The sequence below is a fragment of the Patiriisocius sp. Uisw_047 genome, from assembly GCF_047730165.1.
Lineage (GTDB): Bacteria > Bacteroidota > Bacteroidia > Flavobacteriales > Flavobacteriaceae > Patiriisocius.
In genome coordinates this window covers 747815-768730 of record NZ_CP159834.1, presented here as the reverse complement: position 1 = coordinate 768730, position 20916 = coordinate 747815, and the positions used below count along the sequence as shown (strand labels likewise).

The window sequence follows — 20916 nt, the reverse complement described above, 5'->3', positions numbered from 1 at the left end:
TTAATTGATATTAATTATTACTTCTACCATGGTCGTTGTCGCTATTTTTGGCGATAGAATATGATAGGTGAGATTAGGCGCTTCTGCGGTAGCATTTTGATTAAAAGTTACTGTCAATGTATTTATATTTACAGAGCAATCGTTGCTATAATAGTAGCTGATTGAGGTGTTGCCATTTACTAATCCTTTTTTTCCTATGATAAGCGTGTAGAGTGTAAAATCTATTTGCGGCATACAAGGCCCTGAAATCTGTGCATCAAATTCTACCTGTGAATTGATAAGTGTAAATGTATCTTGTAAATCAATTTCGACAATATTTTTAGTATTCTCACAGCTATAAGCTCCCTCTAGATTAGTAAAATCTACATCATTAACAAAGCAACCCGGATTATCACTTGTATTGCAAGAGATGAAGATGAGTAGTAATATGGGTGTTAAAAATCTCATTTACTATAAATGTTAATCATTTAAATATTTTAGTTGCAGTTCGATTTCAATCTTAAAGTGAAATGTAAGATACGGAATATTCAATTTTCTTCCTGCCTCTTAATCCCATTTTTCAGCTTACTTCAAAAACTGATATGCCCCAAGTGCTACTAAATAAGCAATGGCCGTCATTACTGTAAATTGCCATATAGGCCATTTCCAGCCGTTGGTTTCTCTTTTTACAATAGCTATCGTACTCATACACTGTAAGGCAAAAGCATAAAATAATAAGAGAGAAACGCCACTGGCAAAATTAAATAAAGGAGTTCCTAGAATTGGGTTTATCTCTGCGGCCATACGGTTTTTGATGGTTTCTTCTTCTTCACTTCCTACACTGTAAATAGTGGCCAGCGTTCCTACAAAAACTTCACGAGCAGCAAAACTACTCACAATTGCAATCCCTATTTTCCAGTCATAGCCTAATGGAGCGACGGCGGGTTCTATCGCTTTTCCGAGGATACCTATATAGCTATGTTCTAATTTATAGGCAGCAATTTTAGTATCTAACTCTTTCTCAGTAATTGTTTCTGAAACGTTCTCCTCAATTACAATCGCTTCTGCATTATTAAAATTACCCGGACCGTATGAGGCAAGTACCCATAGGACAATTGAAATTGCCAAAATTATTTTTCCAGCACCTAGCACGAAAGATTTTGTCTTTTCAATTACCGTGATTGCGACATTCTTAAATAATGGGAGCTTGTAGTTTGGCATTTCAACCACAAAAAAGGTTTTACTATTTATCTTCAAAACTTTATCCAATAACCAAGCAGAAACGATAGCGGCGGCAAACCCTAGGAAATACATAAATAATAAGGTGAGCCCTTGCAAAGTGAAAAACCAAAACACTCGTTGTTCTGGTATGACCAGAGAGATGATAATAAGATATACCGGCAATCGCGCAGAACAGGTAGTAAATGGTGTTACTAATATAGTGATCAATCGCTCTTTCCAGTTTTCTATGTTTCTAGTCGCCATGATTGCTGGGATAGCACAAGCCGTTCCAGAAATTAGGGGTACCACACTTTTTCCACTGAGTCCAAAACGTCTCATAATACGATCCATTAAGAACACCACACGACTCATATATCCACTCTCTTCGAGGATGGATATAAATAAAAATAAAAATGCTATCTGCGGAATAAAAATAACGATTCCGCCTAAACCCGGGATGATACCTTCGGCTATGAGGTTTGTAAAATCTCCTGAGGGCAAGGCGTTTTTAGTCCACTCACTAAAGGATGCAAAAGTGGTGTCTATCCAGTCCATTGGGTAGGTGCTCCAATCAAAAATAGCTTGAAATATGAGTAATAAAATTCCGAAGAAAATAACATAACCCCACACCTTGTGCATTAGAATTCTGTCTAGTCTGCTTCGCAAATCTTTTGCGCTTGCAGCGTCAACTGTGAGTGTTTCTTTTAATATATCGTTTATAAACTGGTAGCGGGCAATGGTTTCTTTTTGTTGCAATCGCTTAAGGTTGCTCACAGATTCTGTTTGAAAACTGGCAACACCTTTTAACTCTTGGCGGTCTAATTTCCCAAAATTTACATCTTGAGTGATTACTAGCCAAAGCTTATACAAATCTTGATTAGGAAATGCTTTACGCAATCGATTGAAATATTCTGGGGCAATCACTGACGCTTCTACACAGGGCTTTGTGTTTAAATTACTGTAGTTTGTAATGAGTTCTTTTAAATACTCAAAGCCAAGGTTCTTACGTGAGCTTATGAGCGCAATTTTGGTTTCAAGCTTTTCTTCGAGCCGCTCTATATTAATCGAGATAGCTTTGCGTTTCATCCTATCTGCCATATTAATGGCGAGGATGGTTGGGATGCCTAAATCTTTTATTTGAGTAAAAAGGAGTAGGTTTCGTTTTAGGTTTTCAACATCAGATATTACTACAGCTACATCTGGATAATCTTTATCGTTTCTATTAAGGAGTAATTCTATTACTACGTTTTCATCAAGAGAAGAAGCATTTAAACTATAGGTGCCGGGAAGATCTAGTATGTGGGCCTTAACACCTCGGGGCAGTTTACAGATTCCTTGTTTTTTTTCTACGGTGATGCCGGGATAATTACCTACTTTCTGATTGAGCCCTGTTAGTTTATTAAATACAGATGTTTTACCCGTGTTTGGGTTTCCTATTAATGCAACGTTCATCTGTTTTGCCATACTTCGACTTCACTCAGTAAACTGGCAAAGTATTTTATGTGTTCGTTTAGACGAACTATTGGGGTTTGAAAATCATTCTTTGAGAAGTTCTATCTCAATCTTTTCTGCGGTTTCTTTTCTAATTGCAAGATGACTACCGTTTATATTAAGGTATAGTGGATCTTGAAAAGGTGCTATTTGAACCAATGAAACTTCATTGCCAGGAAGACAGCCCATCTCGAGTAATTTGAGTGGAACCACATCTACAGAAAACTCCTTGATGATGGCTCGCTGTCCCTTTTTTAATGAGGCAATAGTGTACATTTGTTATTTAGATTGGTTTTAAACAAGACAAAAGTAGGTGATTTGGTATTGGTGTGCAATTGTTTTGACGCCGAATATTTTTGATCCATAAATGGCGGTAAAATTACGGCTTCGTTGCGTAGTTTTTTTTATGGATTTTACTGCTTTAAATAAATAATTTAATTAGCATCCAATTTCTTTTGGAATATTTCCAAGTTGTTGTACTTTAGCACCTACTTCAAAAATTAAAATTTCAGAAATAATGAGCAGTGAAAAAGAAAAGGACGCAAAATTAAAAGCACTTAAATTGACTCTTGATAAGTTAGATAAGACTTATGGGAAAGGGACGGTGATGAAAATGGGGGATAAACAGGTAGTGGATGTAGAGGTAATTCCATCTGGATCATTAGGGCTAGATATCGCGTTAGGAGTTGGGGGATACCCAAGAGGAAGGGTCATTGAGATTTATGGACCAGAATCTTCTGGTAAAACCACACTCACACTTCACGCCATTGCAGAAGCACAGAAAAAAGGGGGAATAGCTGCATTTATAGATGCGGAGCACGCTTTTGATAGATATTATGCCGAGAGCTTAGGAGTTGATATTGAAAATCTTATTATCTCTCAACCAGATAATGGGGAACAAGCATTAGAGATTGCAGATAACTTGATTCGTTCTGGTGCGATTGATATTGTAGTTATTGATTCTGTGGCTGCTTTGACACCTAGAAGTGAGATAGAAGGAGAAATGGGTGACAGTAAAATGGGACTCCATGCGCGTTTAATGTCTCAGGCACTTAGAAAATTGACAGGGTCTATAAGCAAGACGAATTGTACTGTAATGTTTATTAATCAACTCCGTGAGAAAATTGGGGTAATGTTTGGAAACCCAGAAACTACAACGGGTGGTAATGCCTTGAAGTTTTATGCTTCTGTCCGATTAGACATTAGACGTTCTACACAGATAAAGGATACGGATAATAACGTGCTAGGTAATAAGACTCGTGTAAAAGTGGTGAAGAACAAAGTAGCGCCTCCATTTAAATTGGCAGAGTTTGATATTATGTACGGTAAAGGAATCTCTAAAGTAGGAGAGATTATTGATCTTGGGGTGAATTTTGAAATCATTAGAAAAGCCGGTTCTTGGTTCAGTTATGACGAAACGAAGCTTGGGCAAGGGCGTGACGCCGTTAAAGCGTTGTTGCTAGACAACCCAGAATTAATGGAAGAGTTAGAGCTTAAAATAATAGAGGCTATTAAAGCGTTACAAGAACAATAGCATATTTTTCCGATAGCCATCGGAATTTGAGTTTTGGAATAAACAATCTAGAATAAGAAGTTGTTAGTATAAGACCTAAGGGGCTGGTTTGTAACGTTTCGGAAATAATACGCGTATGTAATTATTATCTTAAAAAGTAATTGCATACGCAACCATGATCAAAATCAGGTATCTATTGAATGTAGAAACCTGATTTTGTTATGATTAATTGGTACCTTTATTCTAGAGTACTAAAAAAAAACTAACCTAAGAAGGAGTCTAGACGTTGACACAAGAGCAGCTCATTATACAATGTAAGAGGCAAGATGCGCAAGCGCAGGGAGCACTATACCAGAAATATTCTGGAGTGTTATTTGCCATTTGTCTGAGGTATTCGCCTAATTATGTGGAAGCTCAGGATAATTTGCAAGATGCGTTTCTAACCATTTTTAAGAAGGTGGAGCAATACTCGGGCAAAGGTTCTTTTGAGGGCTGGATAAAACGAGTGACCGTCAACACGGTGCTGCAGAAGTATAGGAAAAAGCGGCATTTTGACATGGTGAGAGAAGACCAGATTGCTGATGAAGTGATTGATGAGGTGGAGCATATTGAAATTCCACTTGATGATTTGTTACAGATGGTACGAGAGTTGCCAGACCAGTATAGGCTTGTGTTCTCGTTGTATGTGCTCGATGGGTATAGCCATAAAGAAATAGGCGAACAGTTGAGTATAAGTGATGGAACTTCAAAATCTAACTTGGCGAGAGCTAGAAAGATTTTGCAGAAAAAAGTAAATAATTTTAAAGCAGCACAGCAGGAAGGTTGACGTATGGCGAAAATATGCCGTGTTTGATAGATGGAACTGATGATTAAAAATAGTGATAGATTAATAAGGATCTGACTGTTGAATTGGTTCAGTTCATGTCGAGTTCAGAATGACAGTTGTGGAGATTAATTACGACTTCTTTAATGTATATGACGTACACAAAGTAGAAAATAATTTTGAGTTTCCCGAAATTTTGAGACAGAATAGAAAACAAGCAACAGCGCCGCAGGCGCAATAAAATAGATTTGCAAAGCAAAGACAATAAAAATATAGACCAGTTATTTAAGAGCCGCCTGCAAGGGATGGAGACTCCGCCGCCACCTGCGGTTTGGGAAAACATTCAAGTAGCACTTGGCCATAATAAACGCGATCGAAAAGTGATCCCATTATGGTGGAAACTTAGCGGCGTGGCTGCTGCGTTAGTATTGTTGTTTTCTGTTGCAAACTTGTTTATGTCTGATACTTTTGAGGATAATCATAACAATCAACTGGTAATCGAAGATGTTACTCAGTCTTCTCAAGAACAGGGTGTCGAAAAGTTTATTCTGGTGAATCAAAATTTAGAAAACTCAAATATCACTTCTGAAAACACGACCGATGTTATAGATTCTTCTGTAAAGAATACTTCTGATGCCCATAAGCCCAATGTGGTGAAAACAGCGAATCGTTTTATGAATACCTCAGTAGCTGCTAAAAGCACTATAAAGGATGACGCGGTTAAACAAAACAATATAACGAAGCAAATTTCCGAAAAGCTTTTGTCTAAGAATTCCGTAGCAGCTAAAACACCAAATGAGCGAATTAACAATGATATTAAGACTGAACAAGAATCGTCTCATAAGGCAGAAACACTTCTTAAGAAGAATTTAGTTGCTACAAGTCCTTTTATAGATGAAGTAGCCATTGAGAATGTAGCTATAGTTAAGGAAGGAATTCAAAAAGAAAGCATTTTTAATGCAATTGAGGAACAAAAAGAGGCCGTTGCAAAAACGACAGATGGGTTACCTATTAATCGTTGGGCAATTAGTCCAAATGTAGCTCCGGTGTATTACAGTTCTTTGAGTCAAGGTTCTTCTATTGACCCAACGTTTGCAGATAATACTCAAAACGGTGAAGTAAATGTGAGTTACGGTATTAACGTCAGCTATGCGCTAACACAGCGATTGACCGTCCGTTCTGGAGTAAGTAATGTAAACCTTAGTTATGCAACCGGCGGACTAGAATTAGCCACTGGTGATGCGAATGCAGCGCTGCAGTCTGTTAATTTTAATGATAAAGGAACTGTTGTAACAGCAATAGATCAAGGCGCTTTAATTGATGCAGCAGAAGGATCTAATTTTGATAACCTTACCAGAAAAGTAACGGATGGAGATGTGTTTTTAACACAGTCCATTAGCTATACAGAAATACCGGCAGAGCTTACATATGCCTTAGTAAACAAAAGACTTGGTGTCAGCCTCATAGGAGGATTTAGCACCTTGTTATTAGGTACTAACGAAGTGTCTGTGTCTGCTAATGATTTTGAAGATGTAATTGGAGAGGCAAACAACCTGAGTGACGTAAGTTTTAGCACCAATGTTGGTGTAGGACTTAGTTATCAATTATCAAGAAAGTTTAAGTTTAATGTGGAGCCTATGTTTAAATATCAGCTCAATCCATATACGGATGCCTCAGTACAGTTTAAGCCTTATTATGTAGGGATTTATAGTGGGTTAAGTTTTAAATTTTAAGTTAATTTTAGTTGGCTAACATCTAGAGCTATCGAGATCGCAGCAAAAAATGAGAAGACCTTCCATCGCCATTGGAGGGTCTTTTTAGTTTTTTTTTGAATTGTCTTCAATAATTATCTTAACACTTTAGGTGGTGAACGATATGTAGTCTACAATGTAGGGGAAGACAACTCCTCAAGAATAATATCCCGAGTCTGTTCTCGCAGTATTTTGCGATCTTCGGGTTCTAGAATTCTTGTTGGTATAGTAGGATGCACTTTTACCCGCATCTGCCCTGGAAATCCCTTAGAGATATCAAAAGGAAATCGTTTTTTGTTATCGTGAAAGGTGAGTGGGGCGACAGGAATTCGGTGATCAATGGCTAGCTTAAATGCACCATCTTTAAAATTATCTAAAACAATACTGGCGTCATTAGGCACTCCTCCTTCTGGAAAAATGCAAACACTAAGTCCTTGTTTTATTTTTTGCTGTGCACTCTCAAAAACGGCGCTTCTGCTTTTCATACTACTTCTATCTACTAGAATACAGGTGCGTTTATAGAAGTAACCAAAAATGGGCATTTTTGCCAGCTCAGCCTTCCCTACAAATACAAATGGATTTTTGACTGCGTACAGCATCAACATGATATCTGTCATGGAACTGTGATTACTGACGAAGAGATAGGACTTGCCTTTTCCCCATTCTTTTTTGCCTCTCACTTTAGGTAAAAACCCCATCCCAAAGAGAATACAGATTGCCCATATTCTAGCCATTTTAAAATAGAAAGGATACCATTCTTGCCTCATCACGCTTATGATGAGTAGTGGTGACATAATAAGAATAGGCACGAGCATCAGGATGTAAAACCAGATTCGGTACAGTAGGCCAAAGATTTTTCGTATGATTTTCACAGGATTTCAAAAGTAGGTAAAAAATTGTAGGAAGTGTGGGGTAGAAATTTGGAAGTAAGAAGCTTGAAAAACACTTCCTTTGTTTAGGGATAAAATAAAAATAAGAACCTATCCAAATAATTGAAGAATTGCTGATAGTAGTAAGCTAGAATTTTGTAATTTTTTACTTATTAAATCGAGTTTCACCCTTTCAAAAAGATGATGTTTGTTAACTAGCCAAGGTCTAAGAGTTAATCAACTATCTTCGCTCCCGGATTCTGTGTCTTACAGTGAGGTGGTTTTGTTTCTTCTTCCCAAACCTTGGAAACAAAAAAGCCGCTTTAGTTTTTTTGCTAGAGCGGCTTTGACTATTTAATATTTCCGAATTAATTGGAACGAAGCGCTATCTCATCTAACTCGTAGGTGCCATCAAATTCTGGTACGCCACTTCCCACATATTTAAAGGCGATATGTCCTGTGCCATCTAAACAAGAAAGATCCACAATACCACTGTCTATAAAGTCTCCAAAGAACGCATCATCTGGAACAATTAAAGCAGCAGGCAAGAGTGCCCAAGTTGCGTTAGGGATATTTGCAGCAACACCATCCCAATCGCTTGAGAAAAGAATTTCTAGTGTACTACCATCAGAAAAACTGTTTGAGGTCATAAAACGTAATGTCTCGCCATCCTGAGCATCATAATTGATCTCTGGAAACGCTAACCAAGATATCGTACTGTCGTCTCCACTATTGAAAGAGCCTATGTTAGCAGAAATCCCGATCGAGCTATTTGTACTTGTGCTTGAGTAAGATTCCCAAGGTTGTGTACCTGCTTCTTGAAAGTTTACCATTCCGTTTCCAGAAAGTGGTGCTCCTACCGTTTGTGTTTCAAAGTTTTCTAAGAATAATACATTTGGCCCTTCTGTTGCTGCGTTACCACAATCTACGATAGGTGGATCACAACGTTCTGAGTTTGTAAATTGAATATCATCACGGCTGCGTATTTCAACAATGCGCTCATCACCAAAGAAGTTATTTGTGTAGATTGCAGTAATGCTTCCTACTCCTTCTGGTACGATTAAAGATTTGAAATTTGCAAATGTGCTTGAGAACAATCTGATGTCTCCTGTGTCATCACAACTTTCTAGAGAACGCTCTCCATCAAAACCATCAGTGTCTTCGCCAGAGAATGTCAATCCAACATTATTGGCAGTAAACTGCATCGTTTCAAATTGTACCAAGGTGTTTAAATCGTTAGTTGTTAGTCCGTTTACGGTTGTCAACTTAGGTGCAATATCTGCGATTACTTCTCCTGGAAAAACAAAGAAATCTGCTATACCATCTGGAATTTTTTCAATTTCAGAAACGTTAGGGTACCCTATAGTAATGTTTCCTGCATCTTCGTCTACTGCAAGACCATTTAGTTTTATATATACTTTACGACCTATAGGTAAGTTTAAGTATAAATCACCTCTATCTATGGCAACTCGTAAACCTAATCTTGGGTTGTTTTCGCTAATGTCGTTTCCGTCAGTTACGTTTTGGATAACCAACTCTTCAAAGTAGTTTCCGTCTTTATCACTAGATACAACATAGCCTTCAATAATTAAATCTGCTTCTTCTGTGCTAAATTCTGCATACCCACCTGCAGAAGTAAAACGATCTATTACCGCAGAGAATGAAGTAGTAGCAGTAATGTTCGGGTTTAATGGACTAGGCTCGCAACGTTCACCGTTAAAAGCAATGTCATTTGTGTCTCTAATATTCAAGGCGAAATTTTCTCCAAAGAAATCTTTAGAAAGAACCGCTGTAAGTGTACCAGCGCCATCAGGTAAGTTTATTGCTTTAAAATCTGAGAATGTACTTGTTTGAAAAAGGATATCACCTCCATCAGCACTACAGCTTTCTAATAATCTGTCTCCATCAAATTCATCTCCAGCTTCATTTGCAAAACTTAAATCTATTTGACCTGCAGTAAACTGAGCGGCTGGTAACTGTATTAAAGTGTTTACATCTGCGTCTGTAAGTTGACCCAATGTTTTTACAGCGGGAACAATAACGGCAACTTCTGGATCACGAATAAAATATTCTTCTTCTTGGGCAGAAGGAATTTTTTCAGTATTATCTGTTGCACCTTTTAAACCTAAGGTAAGAACTCCACTAGAAATACCAACGGTTAGCCCCTCTAGTTTGATGTAGACTTTTCTACCTACTTCGTATTTGTTGAATAAAGGATTTACATCTAATAATACTTTAACTCCTCTTGTAGGGTTTTCAATGCTATTCTGCATTACTACTTCTTCAAAGAAATTTCCAGACTCATCGCTAGATATAACATAACCAAAAATATACTGGTCTGTTTCTTCAAAAGTAAGAGTTGCTTCTTGGTTAGAACCTGCACTTTGCAGCCAAGAGTTATAGAGATTATCAATGTCTATAATGGTTCCGTCTATGTTTACCTCTGTAACGCCAGTATCAGGCACTTCAAAATCGTCATCCTTCACACAGGATACAACAAATGCTAATGCTAAAAGCATTGCGAAAAATGGAGTTAATTTTAAATTTTTCATTTTATATATTATTTAATTCTCTTATTTTTATTAAAATCTTACGTAAGCACTAATGTAGTAATTGGTTCCAGTTCCGAAGAAATACCTCGGGCCAAAAACACGGCCATTTTGCAATGAAGTATCTGCTGCTAAATCTCTATAGTTAGTTTTTCTTCCTTGTTCAAAACCTCCTGTTTTAAATTCTCTATCAAAAATATTATTCACAGTAGCGAAAAAGCCGACGTATTTGCCGTTAATTCTCCAGGACTTTCCTCCTTTAATATTAACCAAATTGTAGCTGTCAAATTTCTCTTGCTTTAATAACTCTTTAGCAATTCCTGCATCGTAATCACTAAATGGCTGTCCGTCAAAATCTGTGCTAAAGTTTTGTGTTCTAGCTAGATTGTTTATATCTAGGTATGCGTTTGAGAAAAAATTCATACTAGCACCAAACCACCAGAAGTCTGGATCACGATACTCAAAACCTATCTGCGCTGCTCTTTCTGGTCCACCAGCTACGTGGTAGTCTTTCAGTTTTGAAGTGCCGTCACCAAAAGTAACGGGTCCATCTAAGTCATCACTTTCTAAATAAAGATTTGGGTTGTTAGTATAAGTATATTGACCAAAAGAAGCAGCTCCTACTAATTTTATAGTAGGCGTCACTTGTGCCTCTATACCCATCTCACCACCTACATGTCTTCTTTCTATGTTTGTCATTACTTCTTGCACAAAGAAATCTTCATCTACACCTTGTCCAGAGAGATTTTCAGTAAAATAGAAACCGATGTCAGACCCATCTTTAAAGCCGTTGTAAAAACCAGTAAATCGTGCCTTAACGATAGGAGACCTAAAAATGTAACTCAAGTCTGCACTTGTAATCTTTTCTTCGGAAATGCCAATAGTAGTAGCATTGTTAACACGTGAATTACTAAAAGAGTTCCTAATACTTGGTGCTTTCTGTATGACGCCTAAATTCATATCTATTAAGTGGCGTCCAGTCACTTTATATGTAGCCCCGCCTTTAACACCAAGGTTTGTAAAAGATAATTTTTCACTAAGGCCAAAAGAGGCATCACCTAAAAAGTTACTATTCTCATATAAGCCATCTCTTTGGTAGCTGACAGTACCTCCAGAAAGCGCAACGTAAAAATCTACCTGTGTATACTTGAATTGTGCTTGTGCAAATGCACCTAGTTCATTAGCGTCTATGGTATAGTTGTATTTATAACGGTCACCTTCACCTGCAATACGATTAACATTGTTAATATCACTCTGTCCCAGATTCCCTAAGTCAGATTCTTCACTTGCATCTCCCGAGGCAGCTTCAGCAAAATTATCAATGTCTAGGTAGCCGGTACCACCAAGCAAGTCTTTTACTTGGGCGTAATTTTCACTTTTTAAACCTCGGTAAGAAATGTTACCATTAAAAGTAATATTATCCGTTAGCGTTGCACTTAGTATTGAGTTGACAGAGATTTGTGTGTCTTGATTTACGTCATCTTGCAACACGTATGTTGATGCCTTTGGATTGCCAAAAGCGTCAAAGTTAGCTCTGTAAATATCTGTCCAGTTTATTTGACCATCATCAATAAACTCCTGCTCAGCCGTATAAGCTCTCTGAAAATCTATAGGTGTTGGTGTCGTATTTCTAGATAAAGCATAACTAGGGAGGTTTTGGTAGTAGTTGGCTAAAGGATTACTAGCACCACCACCAGCATATTGGCTACCAGGCTCTCCAATTAATGTAGTCCCATTATTATCAATACGGCTATTTTTAATAGAACCAGTTTGAAAACCAACGTTTGTATTTAGTTGTATTTCCTCATTTACGTTCCAAAAATGGTTTAACATAAAGATAGGTTCTTCAATTTCTCTTGTACGGCTGTTTCTTATTTCGCCATCTTGCATTCCCCAATTTGGGTTGTATTGTATTCCTTTTAAATCTTTTACCTCTTGAGTAATTGCAGTAGAACGGCCCCGACGATTAGGCGTATAAAAAGCAGTAAAGTTAAGGCTGTGATTTTCGTTTAATTTTTTCTCTACGGAAGCAAAAATTGAATTGGCATCATACAAGGTACCTTCTTGAAATCCTTCATCTCCAAAACGCCGAGAAACTAGTACGGAATACGCCCAGCCATTTTGATCTTGGCCACTATTGTAACTTCCCATTATGCGACCGCTATAGCTCCGGTTTCCAGAGGCATAACTTATGCTTCCGCCTTCTCGATATTGAGAAGCTCTCATAATTATGTTTGTAGTTCCTGCTACGTCACCAAAAACATAATCATTGGGTGTGAGACCCTTAGAAAATTCTCGGTTTCGTTGCACATCATTAAGTCCTCCCCAGTTTCCCCATTGCGGGCGACCACCATACATCTTATTCATTTCAAGACCGTTTATAAGTACTTTACCATTGGCATTATCAAGACCTCTAGGGCGAAAAAATGTTGCGCTAAAATCAAAAGAAGCAGCATTTAAGAATGCATCTCTAGATGCTTGTAACAAACCAGATATATTGAAAGACGTGCCGTCGTCTTGGTCTAATTCGTTATCTGTAAGACTAATAATCCCTATTTGAGACTGAAGTTCTGTAAGGTCTAATTCTAGAAGAATTGGATCAAGATTAATAGGGCTATTGTTCTGAACCACAATCTTAATTTGTTGTGTAAGAAAGCCGGATTTATTAACGACCATCACTTGCTCTCCTTGCGGCAGGTCTGTGCTGGTAAATGCAAAAAGACCTTTTGCGTTGGTCTCTGTGCTAAAAATACTTTCTAAAATACGTACCTCCACGTTAGGTAAGGGTTCACTCGAGTTTGCATCTATGATCCTTCCTTTCACAAAAGCTTCTTGTGCTGTGACTGTGAAAAGGGTTAAGGCAGTAAGACAAACAGTAAATAAAATTTGTTTCATTAATAAATCGTTGATTAGTAGGACTATTAAATTGTTATTAAGCGAGGCAAATCTAAAGATTTATGTTTAGATTTTTTACATTTGGTTGCACATTTGTCAAAGACGTTACACAAACTTAATGCACCCTTATATATGAAGCTAAAATATTGTTTATTAGTTGGTTTTGCGCTTAGTATCACAACTTTTTATGCACAAGAGAAGAAAGAATACAAAGTAAACACCGTTGCGTTTTACAATGTAGAAAATTTATTTGATTTTGAGGACGACCCAATCACCTTCGATGATGACCGAACTCCAGAAGGTAAAGATCATTGGACAGAAGAAATCTATAACGCTAAGTTGGCAAACATGGCTAAGGTAATTGCAGAAATTGGTGCGGATATTACGGGAACTACGCCGGCATTAATAGGACTGTGCGAAACCGAAAATAGAAGAGTGTTAGAAGACCTCGTAAATCAAGAACCACTGCTTCAAAAGGATTATGGGATCGTGCAATATGATTCTCCAGATAGACGTGGGATTGATGTAGCATTACTTTACCAAAAGAGATTGTTTACTCCTACAAATACAAAAGTATACCCGCTGTATATTTATGATAATAATGACAATACCAAGCGCGTATTTACCAGAGACCAACTTCTTGTAAGCGGAATGCTAGATGGCGAAAAGATACACGTAATAGTAAATCACTGGCCATCGAGAAGCGGAGGAGAAGCACGCAGTAGATATAAAAGAAACAAGGCGGGCGAATTGAATAGACATATTATTGATTCATTGTTTAGTGAAGATCCATATGCAAAAGTAATTACGATGGGTGATTTTAATGATGACCCAACGAATGAGAGCATAAAAAAACACTTGAAAGCAAAGGAAGACAAAGAAGGTATGGAGTTAAAAGAACTTTACAATCCTATGGAGTCGATGCACAAAAAAGGACTAGGAACTCTAGCTTACAGAGATGGCTGGAATTTATTTGACCAGATGATTGTCTCTACAGAGTTAACTAAAGAAGACTACACTTCGTACCGGTTGTACAAGGCTGGTATTTATAACAAAACATATTTAGCAAATCCGAGAGGGCGCTATAAGGGGTATCCTTATAGAAGTTTTGCAGGTGGAGGATTTACTGGAGGCTATAGCGATCACTTTCCAGTGTATATATTGTTAATCAAGGAGATTAAGTAGGCTATTTTAGAAACAAGAAAAAGGAGCAATTAGTTATGATTGCTCCTTTTTTTATGCTGAAATATTAAAGATTTAAAACCATTGACTCCAAGGAATTCTGCTTAGTAGACAAAGCAATCCTAGCGTATAAAAAACAGCTAACATTTTAAATTTTGGTCCAGATACTAATTTTGTCTTATGTTTAGAGTATCCAACGGTAATAAAGACCACAGTAATAATCATCATTAGTGGGTGCTCTACAGCGTATAACCTTAATAAGCTATTGCCCATCACTTCACTCATCCCGTTTGTAGAAAAGGACTGCAACCCTAAAGGAGAAACGAAGTATATTATCAACCCTATAAGTAACTGTATGTGCGTCACAATAAGTGTAAATAGCGCGATTCTAAAATCTTTAGGTTGGTATTCTTTTTTGCCTAGGTAACCCATAAGCGCATTTATGGTTGCGACAGCTACCGCTAGCACAACTAGATATGCCCAGAAGGAATGAATCATTTTTAATATTTCCATAGTTGTTGTTTTTCGTTCGTAAAGTAAAGGTACTATATTTAATAAAAAAAGCCCTTCCTTTTTGGTGTTGCCAAATAGGAAGGGCTTATTACTCTTGACCGCCGAGGCGGATTAGAAGAGAGTTAGATTAGAAGTTAAAACGTGCTGTTACGTTCCAAGTTCTTCCTAGTCCAAAAAATACTCTGTTGTCTGTTGAAATACCATTATAAGTCTCATCACCAGCTTCTGCAAATCTGTTTGTATCAGACTCAGAAATATAAGTTTCGTCTAAAACGTTATTCATATTGAATCTGAAATCTGCCGTATTGTCTAAGAAAGGAACTGAGAAACCGATACCTGCATCAAGCAAACCAAAAGATGGTAACTCAAGTGAACCATTATTATCTTCGCTTCCAAAATCTGTAGCATCAATAGCAGCATATAAATTATCTGCTCTTCTATAGTTAGCATCAACGGTAAGACCTTTAATAACTTCTACATCAAGACCTAGACTTGCTGTAAACTGTGCAGCATCACCAACTTTTACACCATCAAGATATAACGTTTGTTCGTCAAGACCTGGTATTACAGTTTGGTCAGTATCTAAGAAAGCTGCAGATACATTACCTTCATATTTCCAGTCTCCTACAGAAACCATACCTCTAAGACCTACTCTATTTGTAATTTTAAGACGTGCATCAACTTCAACACCCATGTGCACTTGCTTTACACCTTGAAGGTTAGCAGTACCACGTACATCGTCATCTTCACGTTCAGCTTCTGGAATACTTTCGTCATCATTGTTTCCTAAGATGTCAAATGTTTGTGTAATAGATTCAAACCTATCAGCCCAGCTAGTTCTGTAAAGGTTCACGTTAGCTCTAAATTTAGAACTTCTAAAACCGTATCCAATTTCAGTACCAATAATTTTCTCATTGATTAATTCTGGATTTAGATTATTTCCGAAGTTAATAAACACAGCATCGAATAATGGTTGCTTAGAGAAATAGCCTGCATTACCAAATACATTATGATTTTCATCAATATTGAAGTTCACACCTGCTTTAATGTTTCCACCTAATAGGTTTTCAGTGTCTGTCTTTTCAGTAGGTACTTCGTTAAAAAATTCTTCACGAGCAAAACCTTGATTAGAAGCAGCACCTTGTACAAATGCACTGTATCGCTCATCGTCACTAGTATATTCTAATTGACCAAATACTCCAGCCCAAGTTACAAACCCTTTATTGTAGTAATCTATTTTGTCTTCATCGTCAATGTTTCCGAAAACCCACCAAGGCTTATCTGCATTATATGTGTTTGTGAAAATTTGATCAGGTGTATTTCCGTTGTCTGTCGCTAAATAGCCATCAGCACCTAATAAGTTAGTCACTCTTCTGTAGTGATATCCCGTGTACTGTCTTAAGTCTACACCAAAATCAAGATTTAAATTATCATTTAGCTCTGTACCTACGTTAGCAATCACACCATACCAGTTATGAGAGTTAACTGAAGATCTACGAGAGATTCCATTTTGTGAACTTCTATCGCCGTTTCCTGTATTTAAGAACAATCCATTAGTTTGTTCTCTTTCTACTGTTTCTCCATCAATTACTACGGGCTCACCTCTGTTGTAATCACGAATAAGCTCAACATCTGTAAGACCGTTTGCTGTCTGTAAACGAGTATCAAATTGTCTCTTTCCATCTACACGACCTATTTCTCCTGTTCCACCACCTCTACCAAAAGAAGCATACGCTACGGTCGAAATTTTAGTCACGTCAGATAATTCATAATCCCAATTTAAACTGATAACAGGTTTGTGGTAAAAATTTCTTCTGAAATTAAATTCTTTACCGTCAAGCATTCCCCATTCTGGGTTATACTTAATATCTGGTTCACCATCTTGGCCATATTTAAGAAACTCTCCAATTGCGATACCACGACTCCTTTGATTATGTTCTTGTGGTGATCCTGTAACAGTAAGTTCAAGTGAACTTTTGTCACTTGCTTTGTATCCTAAGGCAGCATAATAGTTTTGACCGTGGAAACGTGTTCCATCTACATATCCATTACCTCTTGTGTTACTTAGTAAAAAAGATCCAGACCACCCTTTTTCTGAAAGACCTGATGCATAAGAAGCAATTGTTTTTACGTATCCGTCGTTTCCAACACTTCCGCTTACAAATGCACCTTCATTTCTTTCTGCACTTCTAGTCACCACGTTAATGGTACCTCCTACAGAAGAAACTGTAAGCTTTGAAGAACCCAAACCACGTTGTACTTGTATTGCAGATGCAACATCGCTTAATCCAGCCCAGTTACTCCAGTATACTCGACCATTTTCCATGTCATTTACAGGGACACCGTTTATTAAAACCGCAGAGTTCTGTGTGTCAAAACCACGTATGTTCACACGAGCATCTCCGTAACCACCACCTTGTTTTGTTGCATAGATAGAAGGAGAGTTGTTTAAAATCTCAGGAAATTCTTGAGATCCTAATTTAGTTTGTATTTCTGCTGCACTGATTGTTGAAACAGCCACAGGAGTCTTACGATCCTGAGCTAAATCTACAACACCAGATGCTTGGATCACGACTTCGTTTAGTGAGTTTGCGTCTGCAGTAACTTGTACTCTGCCTAGATTTGCAGTACCGTCAACAAGTGTGTAACGAATTGTTCTGTTTTTGTATCCAATGTAAGATACTGTAACAGAACCTTCATTAGAAGATACCTTTAATGTAAAGTTTCCGTCAAAATCAGATGCGGTACCATTGTCAGTACCTGTTTCAACGAGGTTAGCTCCAGATAACGGCATACCAGCGTTGGTGTCCATTAATGTTCCGGTGACCGTACCTTGAGCAGATACAGTGATTCCTGCTAATAAGAATACAGCAAGTAAAAATTGTTTCATAATGTTTGTTTTAGATGAGTGTTAGTTTATCTCAAATTTCACGCAAAAATACTATTTATCTTCAATTAAAATTGAAAGAAATGTTAGCAAATTGTAAAGAAATCGATATTTAAAGTTAATCTGAAATGTACCGTCTTTATTATTTCCGAAGAAGAATTATAATTTTGTTATTAACAAACTGATATTCTGTAGGTTAATACTCAATACAATCTATTTGATTCTTGAGTGGGATTATAAACTGCTGGTAGTCTGTAACATATTCTTGAGGCATTGGTTTTGAGGCTGGAAGGTCTTGTTTAAAGGGGTCTACTTCTTTTCCGTTTTTCCAGAAACGATAACAAACATGGGGTCCGCCAGTATTTCCAGTCATCCCTACATAGCCTATTACGTCTCCTTGTTTTACATACTCACCTACTTTTACATTTCTGCTTTTCATATGTAGATATTGAGTTGCGTAGGTTCCGTTATGCCTTATTTTCACATAGTTTCCGTTACCGCCTCTTCTTTCAGATTTAGAGACAACGCCGTCAGCAGTTGCTAAAATGGGCGTGCCTATGGATGCGGCAAAATCTGTCCCTTTATGGGGTCTCAATTTATACCCGTAATATTTTATTCTTCGTTTTAGGTTATAACGAGACGATATCCGGCTAAACTTAACCGGGGCTTTTAAAAATGCGCGTCGTAGGTTATTTGCTTCATCATCATAATAATCGGTATATAATTGTAAGGAGTCTGCTTGATATTCAAAAGCGTATAAAGGTTGGCCGCGATGCTCAAAATAGGCTGCTTTAATATTATGTAATCCAGCAGGAATAGTGTCATTGATAAACTTTTCAGTGTAAACTACTTTAAAACGATCACCAGCCTGTAACTGAAAAAAGTTTACAGTCCATGCATAGATGTTAGAAAGTTTATCTGACATATATGGGCTTAAATTCTCATCATCCATTGTTTCAGATAAAGAGCTTGAGATAATCCCAGATGCTTCTTTCTCAGTATAGGTCACCTCTTTCTGTGCGTTAAAAACATGTATAGAATCTCTTAAGTCCACAACCGTATAGTCGACGCGTGTTTTTTCATACACAAATAATTGTGTTCGCGCTGTAGAGTCTTTTGCATTGAACAATACATAGGGCTTCCCCACATTCATTCTGCGCACATCAAAACTGTCTTTATATGTCGTAGCAACTTCAAATATTTTAGAATTTGCAACACCATTTGCATCTAGGATCCCACCAAAGGTGTCACCGCTTCGCACAGTATCTCGTATAATATCAAAATCTGACGTGTCATAACCGTACAAGAATAAATGCGCTCCTGTCTCAATGTTTTCAACTATTGAGTCTGAAGAATTGTCATCATCGTTATCATTACAGGCGTAAAGTAATAGGAACAGTACAGAGAGGAGGGCTAGTTTTTTCAATGAAGATAGGTGTTATTTAAAGTCAATTATTTTTATAAGTCTGTTCCCCAGTTTTTGAGCTCTTCTTCACTCCAGAGTTCTGGGAAAAAGATTCTGCGTTGGTATTTGGGGTGCATATATTTTACCCAATCGCTACCGCCAGTGGCTTCTAGCTCTTTGTCAGGATTGTTACCGCTGATGTAATATTTAGCTGCATTATAATGAGCCATTACCCAAGTGATATTAACAGTATAATCATAGTGACGCATCGCCTTTTTCAGCTTTGGATCTTCTTTTACTTCTTTAGGCAGTAACTTAAACTTCGCAAAAAGGTTTGTAGTGTTATATTTTTCTGTAAAATCTATAAATTCTTGTTTATATCTTTCTTCAAACGAAGATAGTAGATACGACTTCTTGCCTGTACTGTAATCTTTTCCAGCTGCTTGCCAGTATAAATGATTAAAAGCGTGTTCAAATGGAGTGTCTCTATCAATAGTATCTCTAAAACGGGCATCAATTAGATTAATTAGATCTGTTGAAGCAAATTCTATCAATCTATATTGTGCGCTCTGAAAACCGCTGGCGGGAGTTAGTGTCATTCTAAACTTAAGATACTGTTCGCGGTCCATCCCTTCTCTCATAATCGTAAAAGAAGAAGTTAACATATCAAAATAACGACTCACTCGCATTAGCTTTTCAGTAAAGAGGGATGCAGTAATTTCTTCACAGTTTGCTATCTGTTCAATCTCCCAGAGAATCATTTTAAAGAGTAATTCATTTACTTGATGATACATAATAAAGATCATCTCATCTGGAAGCTCAGTACGTTGTATTTGGAGACTAAGTAACGCGTCTGTTTTTATATAGTCCCAGTATGTAATAGGTTCACTATACAAGAGCCCTTCAAGATGCGTGTCTAGATCTTGATCTATCGCAGCGTATTTTTCTTCTAGTTTTTTTAGTAATTCTTTGGTGGTTGGTCGCATTCGTTTTTGTTAATCTACTATTACTTTAAAGGAGTGTTTGAGCCCTCTAAATTCGTTTAAGGATACTTTTAAAGATCCTACAGACAGTTCTGCTTTTATCAGGATTGGGATCTTGTTTTCATCGTCACTTACCCAAACCGTCAAACTTTCTTTTTCTTTAAAAATACGACCCGCCTCTACATAGGGTCTAAATTTTAAACAAGGAACATTGCCAAAAATAGTTTTTAAGGTCTCCCTACCCAAAAATTTCATCTTAAATTTATGAACGCTTTTGTCAAAGTACATATCTAGACTTTCTTCATGGCCTACTTTAATTGTTTTTGTGTCAAGATTATTTCTTAAATAATAAAAAGCAGATACCATATCTTGAGCATCCTTCGGGAATTCCCTTATAACTGTTTTGTTATGCTTATAATTAGTGATTTTGGCCTCTCGTTTATCGTGATTAAAATCTATTTGTAAATCTTTTTTATATCCACCTTCATCTATTTTTCTAATAAACCGAAGCGGGCGGTTTGTACCTTTTTCTATATAAGATTGGTACGTATCTTCTACTTTAAAGAAGAACTTAGACATTCCAGTAGTAGCGCCAAATCCCTTCACGTGATAGACTTCTCTCCCGCGAATCATTTTTTCTTCAATGTCGAGCGTAGCATATCCTGCCGTCACAAAACCATAATGTACCCTAAATTTTAGCGACTCTCCGTCTTGATACGTAGATTCTTGCGCAGTTATGTCTAGCGAAAATATCGCGGCGAACATGATAAGAAATAGTAGTTTAAAGTTCATCTTTCTGGGGCGTTTACCCTAGTGTTTGCAATAGCTGTACCAAAAGTAAAAACTCCAACGTGG

At 37.3% G+C, this 20916-nt stretch carries 15 protein-coding genes; 4 read left to right on the top strand and 11 right to left on the bottom strand.

Annotation, left to right across the window (positions count from 1 at the left end):
* The 3 genes from ABXT71_RS03425 to ABXT71_RS03415 all read right to left on the bottom strand — a co-directional run bounded on the left by ABXT71_RS03425 (position 1) and on the right by ABXT71_RS03415 (position 2967).
* A complete protein-coding gene (locus tag ABXT71_RS03425; protein WP_415372450.1) occupies positions 1 to 447 on the bottom strand; it encodes a hypothetical protein in 447 nt (148 codons plus the stop codon).
* 117 nt (positions 448 to 564) lie between these two features.
* Positions 565 to 2664, bottom strand: a complete 2100-nt coding sequence (feoB, locus tag ABXT71_RS03420; RefSeq protein ID WP_415372449.1) for a ferrous iron transport protein B — start codon at positions 2662 to 2664, stop codon at positions 565 to 567.
* A 72-nt stretch (positions 2665 to 2736) separates the two neighbouring features.
* On the bottom strand, positions 2737 to 2967 hold the full coding sequence (locus ABXT71_RS03415; RefSeq protein ID WP_415372448.1) for a FeoA family protein: 231 nt from the start codon (positions 2965 to 2967) through the stop codon (positions 2737 to 2739).
* Positions 2968 to 3208: 241 nt separating this feature from the next.
* Between ABXT71_RS03415 and recA the strand changes: the two genes are divergently transcribed.
* The 3 genes from recA (at position 3209) to ABXT71_RS03400 (ending at position 6760) form a co-directional block, all read left to right on the top strand.
* Complete coding sequence (gene recA, locus ABXT71_RS03410) at positions 3209 to 4225, top strand: recombinase RecA (protein ID WP_415372447.1); 1017 nt, start codon at positions 3209 to 3211, stop codon at positions 4223 to 4225.
* Positions 4226 to 4490: 265 nt separating this feature from the next.
* Positions 4491 to 5030, top strand: a complete 540-nt coding sequence (locus ABXT71_RS03405) for an RNA polymerase sigma factor (RefSeq protein ID WP_415372446.1) — start codon at positions 4491 to 4493, stop codon at positions 5028 to 5030.
* 245 nt (positions 5031 to 5275) lie between these two features.
* Positions 5276 to 6760: an outer membrane beta-barrel protein gene (locus ABXT71_RS03400; protein WP_415372445.1), complete on the top strand. Its 1485-nt coding sequence runs from the start codon at positions 5276 to 5278 to the stop codon at positions 6758 to 6760.
* A 149-nt stretch (positions 6761 to 6909) separates the two neighbouring features.
* On the opposite strand, the gene ABXT71_RS03395 is transcribed toward ABXT71_RS03400, so the two are convergent.
* The 3 genes from ABXT71_RS03395 to ABXT71_RS03385 form a co-directional block, all read right to left on the bottom strand.
* Positions 6910 to 7650, bottom strand: coding sequence for a lysophospholipid acyltransferase family protein (locus tag ABXT71_RS03395; protein WP_415372444.1), 741 nt, complete (start codon positions 7648 to 7650; stop codon positions 6910 to 6912).
* A 365-nt stretch (positions 7651 to 8015) separates the two neighbouring features.
* Positions 8016 to 10199, bottom strand: coding sequence for a DUF5689 domain-containing protein (locus ABXT71_RS03390; protein WP_415372443.1), 2184 nt, complete (start codon positions 10197 to 10199; stop codon positions 8016 to 8018).
* 30 nt (positions 10200 to 10229) lie between these two features.
* Positions 10230 to 13091 carry a carboxypeptidase-like regulatory domain-containing protein gene (locus ABXT71_RS03385; protein WP_415372442.1) on the bottom strand — a complete coding sequence of 954 codons (2862 nt, stop codon included), beginning with the start codon at positions 13089 to 13091 and terminating at the stop codon, positions 10230 to 10232.
* Positions 13092 to 13223: 132 nt separating this feature from the next.
* Here ABXT71_RS03385 and ABXT71_RS03380 point away from each other — a divergent pair, with 132 nt between their 5' ends.
* The gene (locus ABXT71_RS03380; protein ID WP_415372441.1) at positions 13224 to 14276 is read left to right on the top strand and encodes an endonuclease/exonuclease/phosphatase family protein; all 1053 of its coding nucleotides are present in this window, start codon (positions 13224 to 13226) and stop codon (positions 14274 to 14276) included.
* 72 nt (positions 14277 to 14348) lie between these two features.
* Here the strand turns inward: ABXT71_RS03380 and ABXT71_RS03375 are convergent, their stop codons facing one another.
* The 5 genes from ABXT71_RS03375 to ABXT71_RS03355 form a co-directional block, all read right to left on the bottom strand.
* Positions 14349 to 14786, bottom strand: a complete 438-nt coding sequence (locus ABXT71_RS03375) for a hypothetical protein (RefSeq protein ID WP_415372440.1) — start codon at positions 14784 to 14786, stop codon at positions 14349 to 14351.
* A 127-nt stretch (positions 14787 to 14913) separates the two neighbouring features.
* Positions 14914 to 17676: a TonB-dependent receptor gene (locus ABXT71_RS03370; protein WP_415372439.1), complete on the bottom strand. Its 2763-nt coding sequence runs from the start codon at positions 17674 to 17676 to the stop codon at positions 14914 to 14916.
* 193 nt (positions 17677 to 17869) lie between these two features.
* Positions 17870 to 19099 carry a M23 family metallopeptidase gene (locus ABXT71_RS03365; RefSeq protein WP_415372438.1) on the bottom strand — a complete coding sequence of 410 codons (1230 nt, stop codon included), beginning with the start codon at positions 19097 to 19099 and terminating at the stop codon, positions 17870 to 17872.
* A gap of 32 nt (positions 19100 to 19131) precedes the next feature.
* Complete coding sequence (locus tag ABXT71_RS03360; RefSeq protein WP_415372437.1) at positions 19132 to 20064, bottom strand: tryptophan 2,3-dioxygenase family protein; 933 nt, start codon at positions 20062 to 20064, stop codon at positions 19132 to 19134.
* A gap of 9 nt (positions 20065 to 20073) precedes the next feature.
* Positions 20074 to 20853: a DUF3108 domain-containing protein gene (locus tag ABXT71_RS03355; protein ID WP_415372436.1), complete on the bottom strand. Its 780-nt coding sequence runs from the start codon at positions 20851 to 20853 to the stop codon at positions 20074 to 20076.
* Between the last annotated feature and the right edge of the window lie 63 nt (positions 20854 to 20916).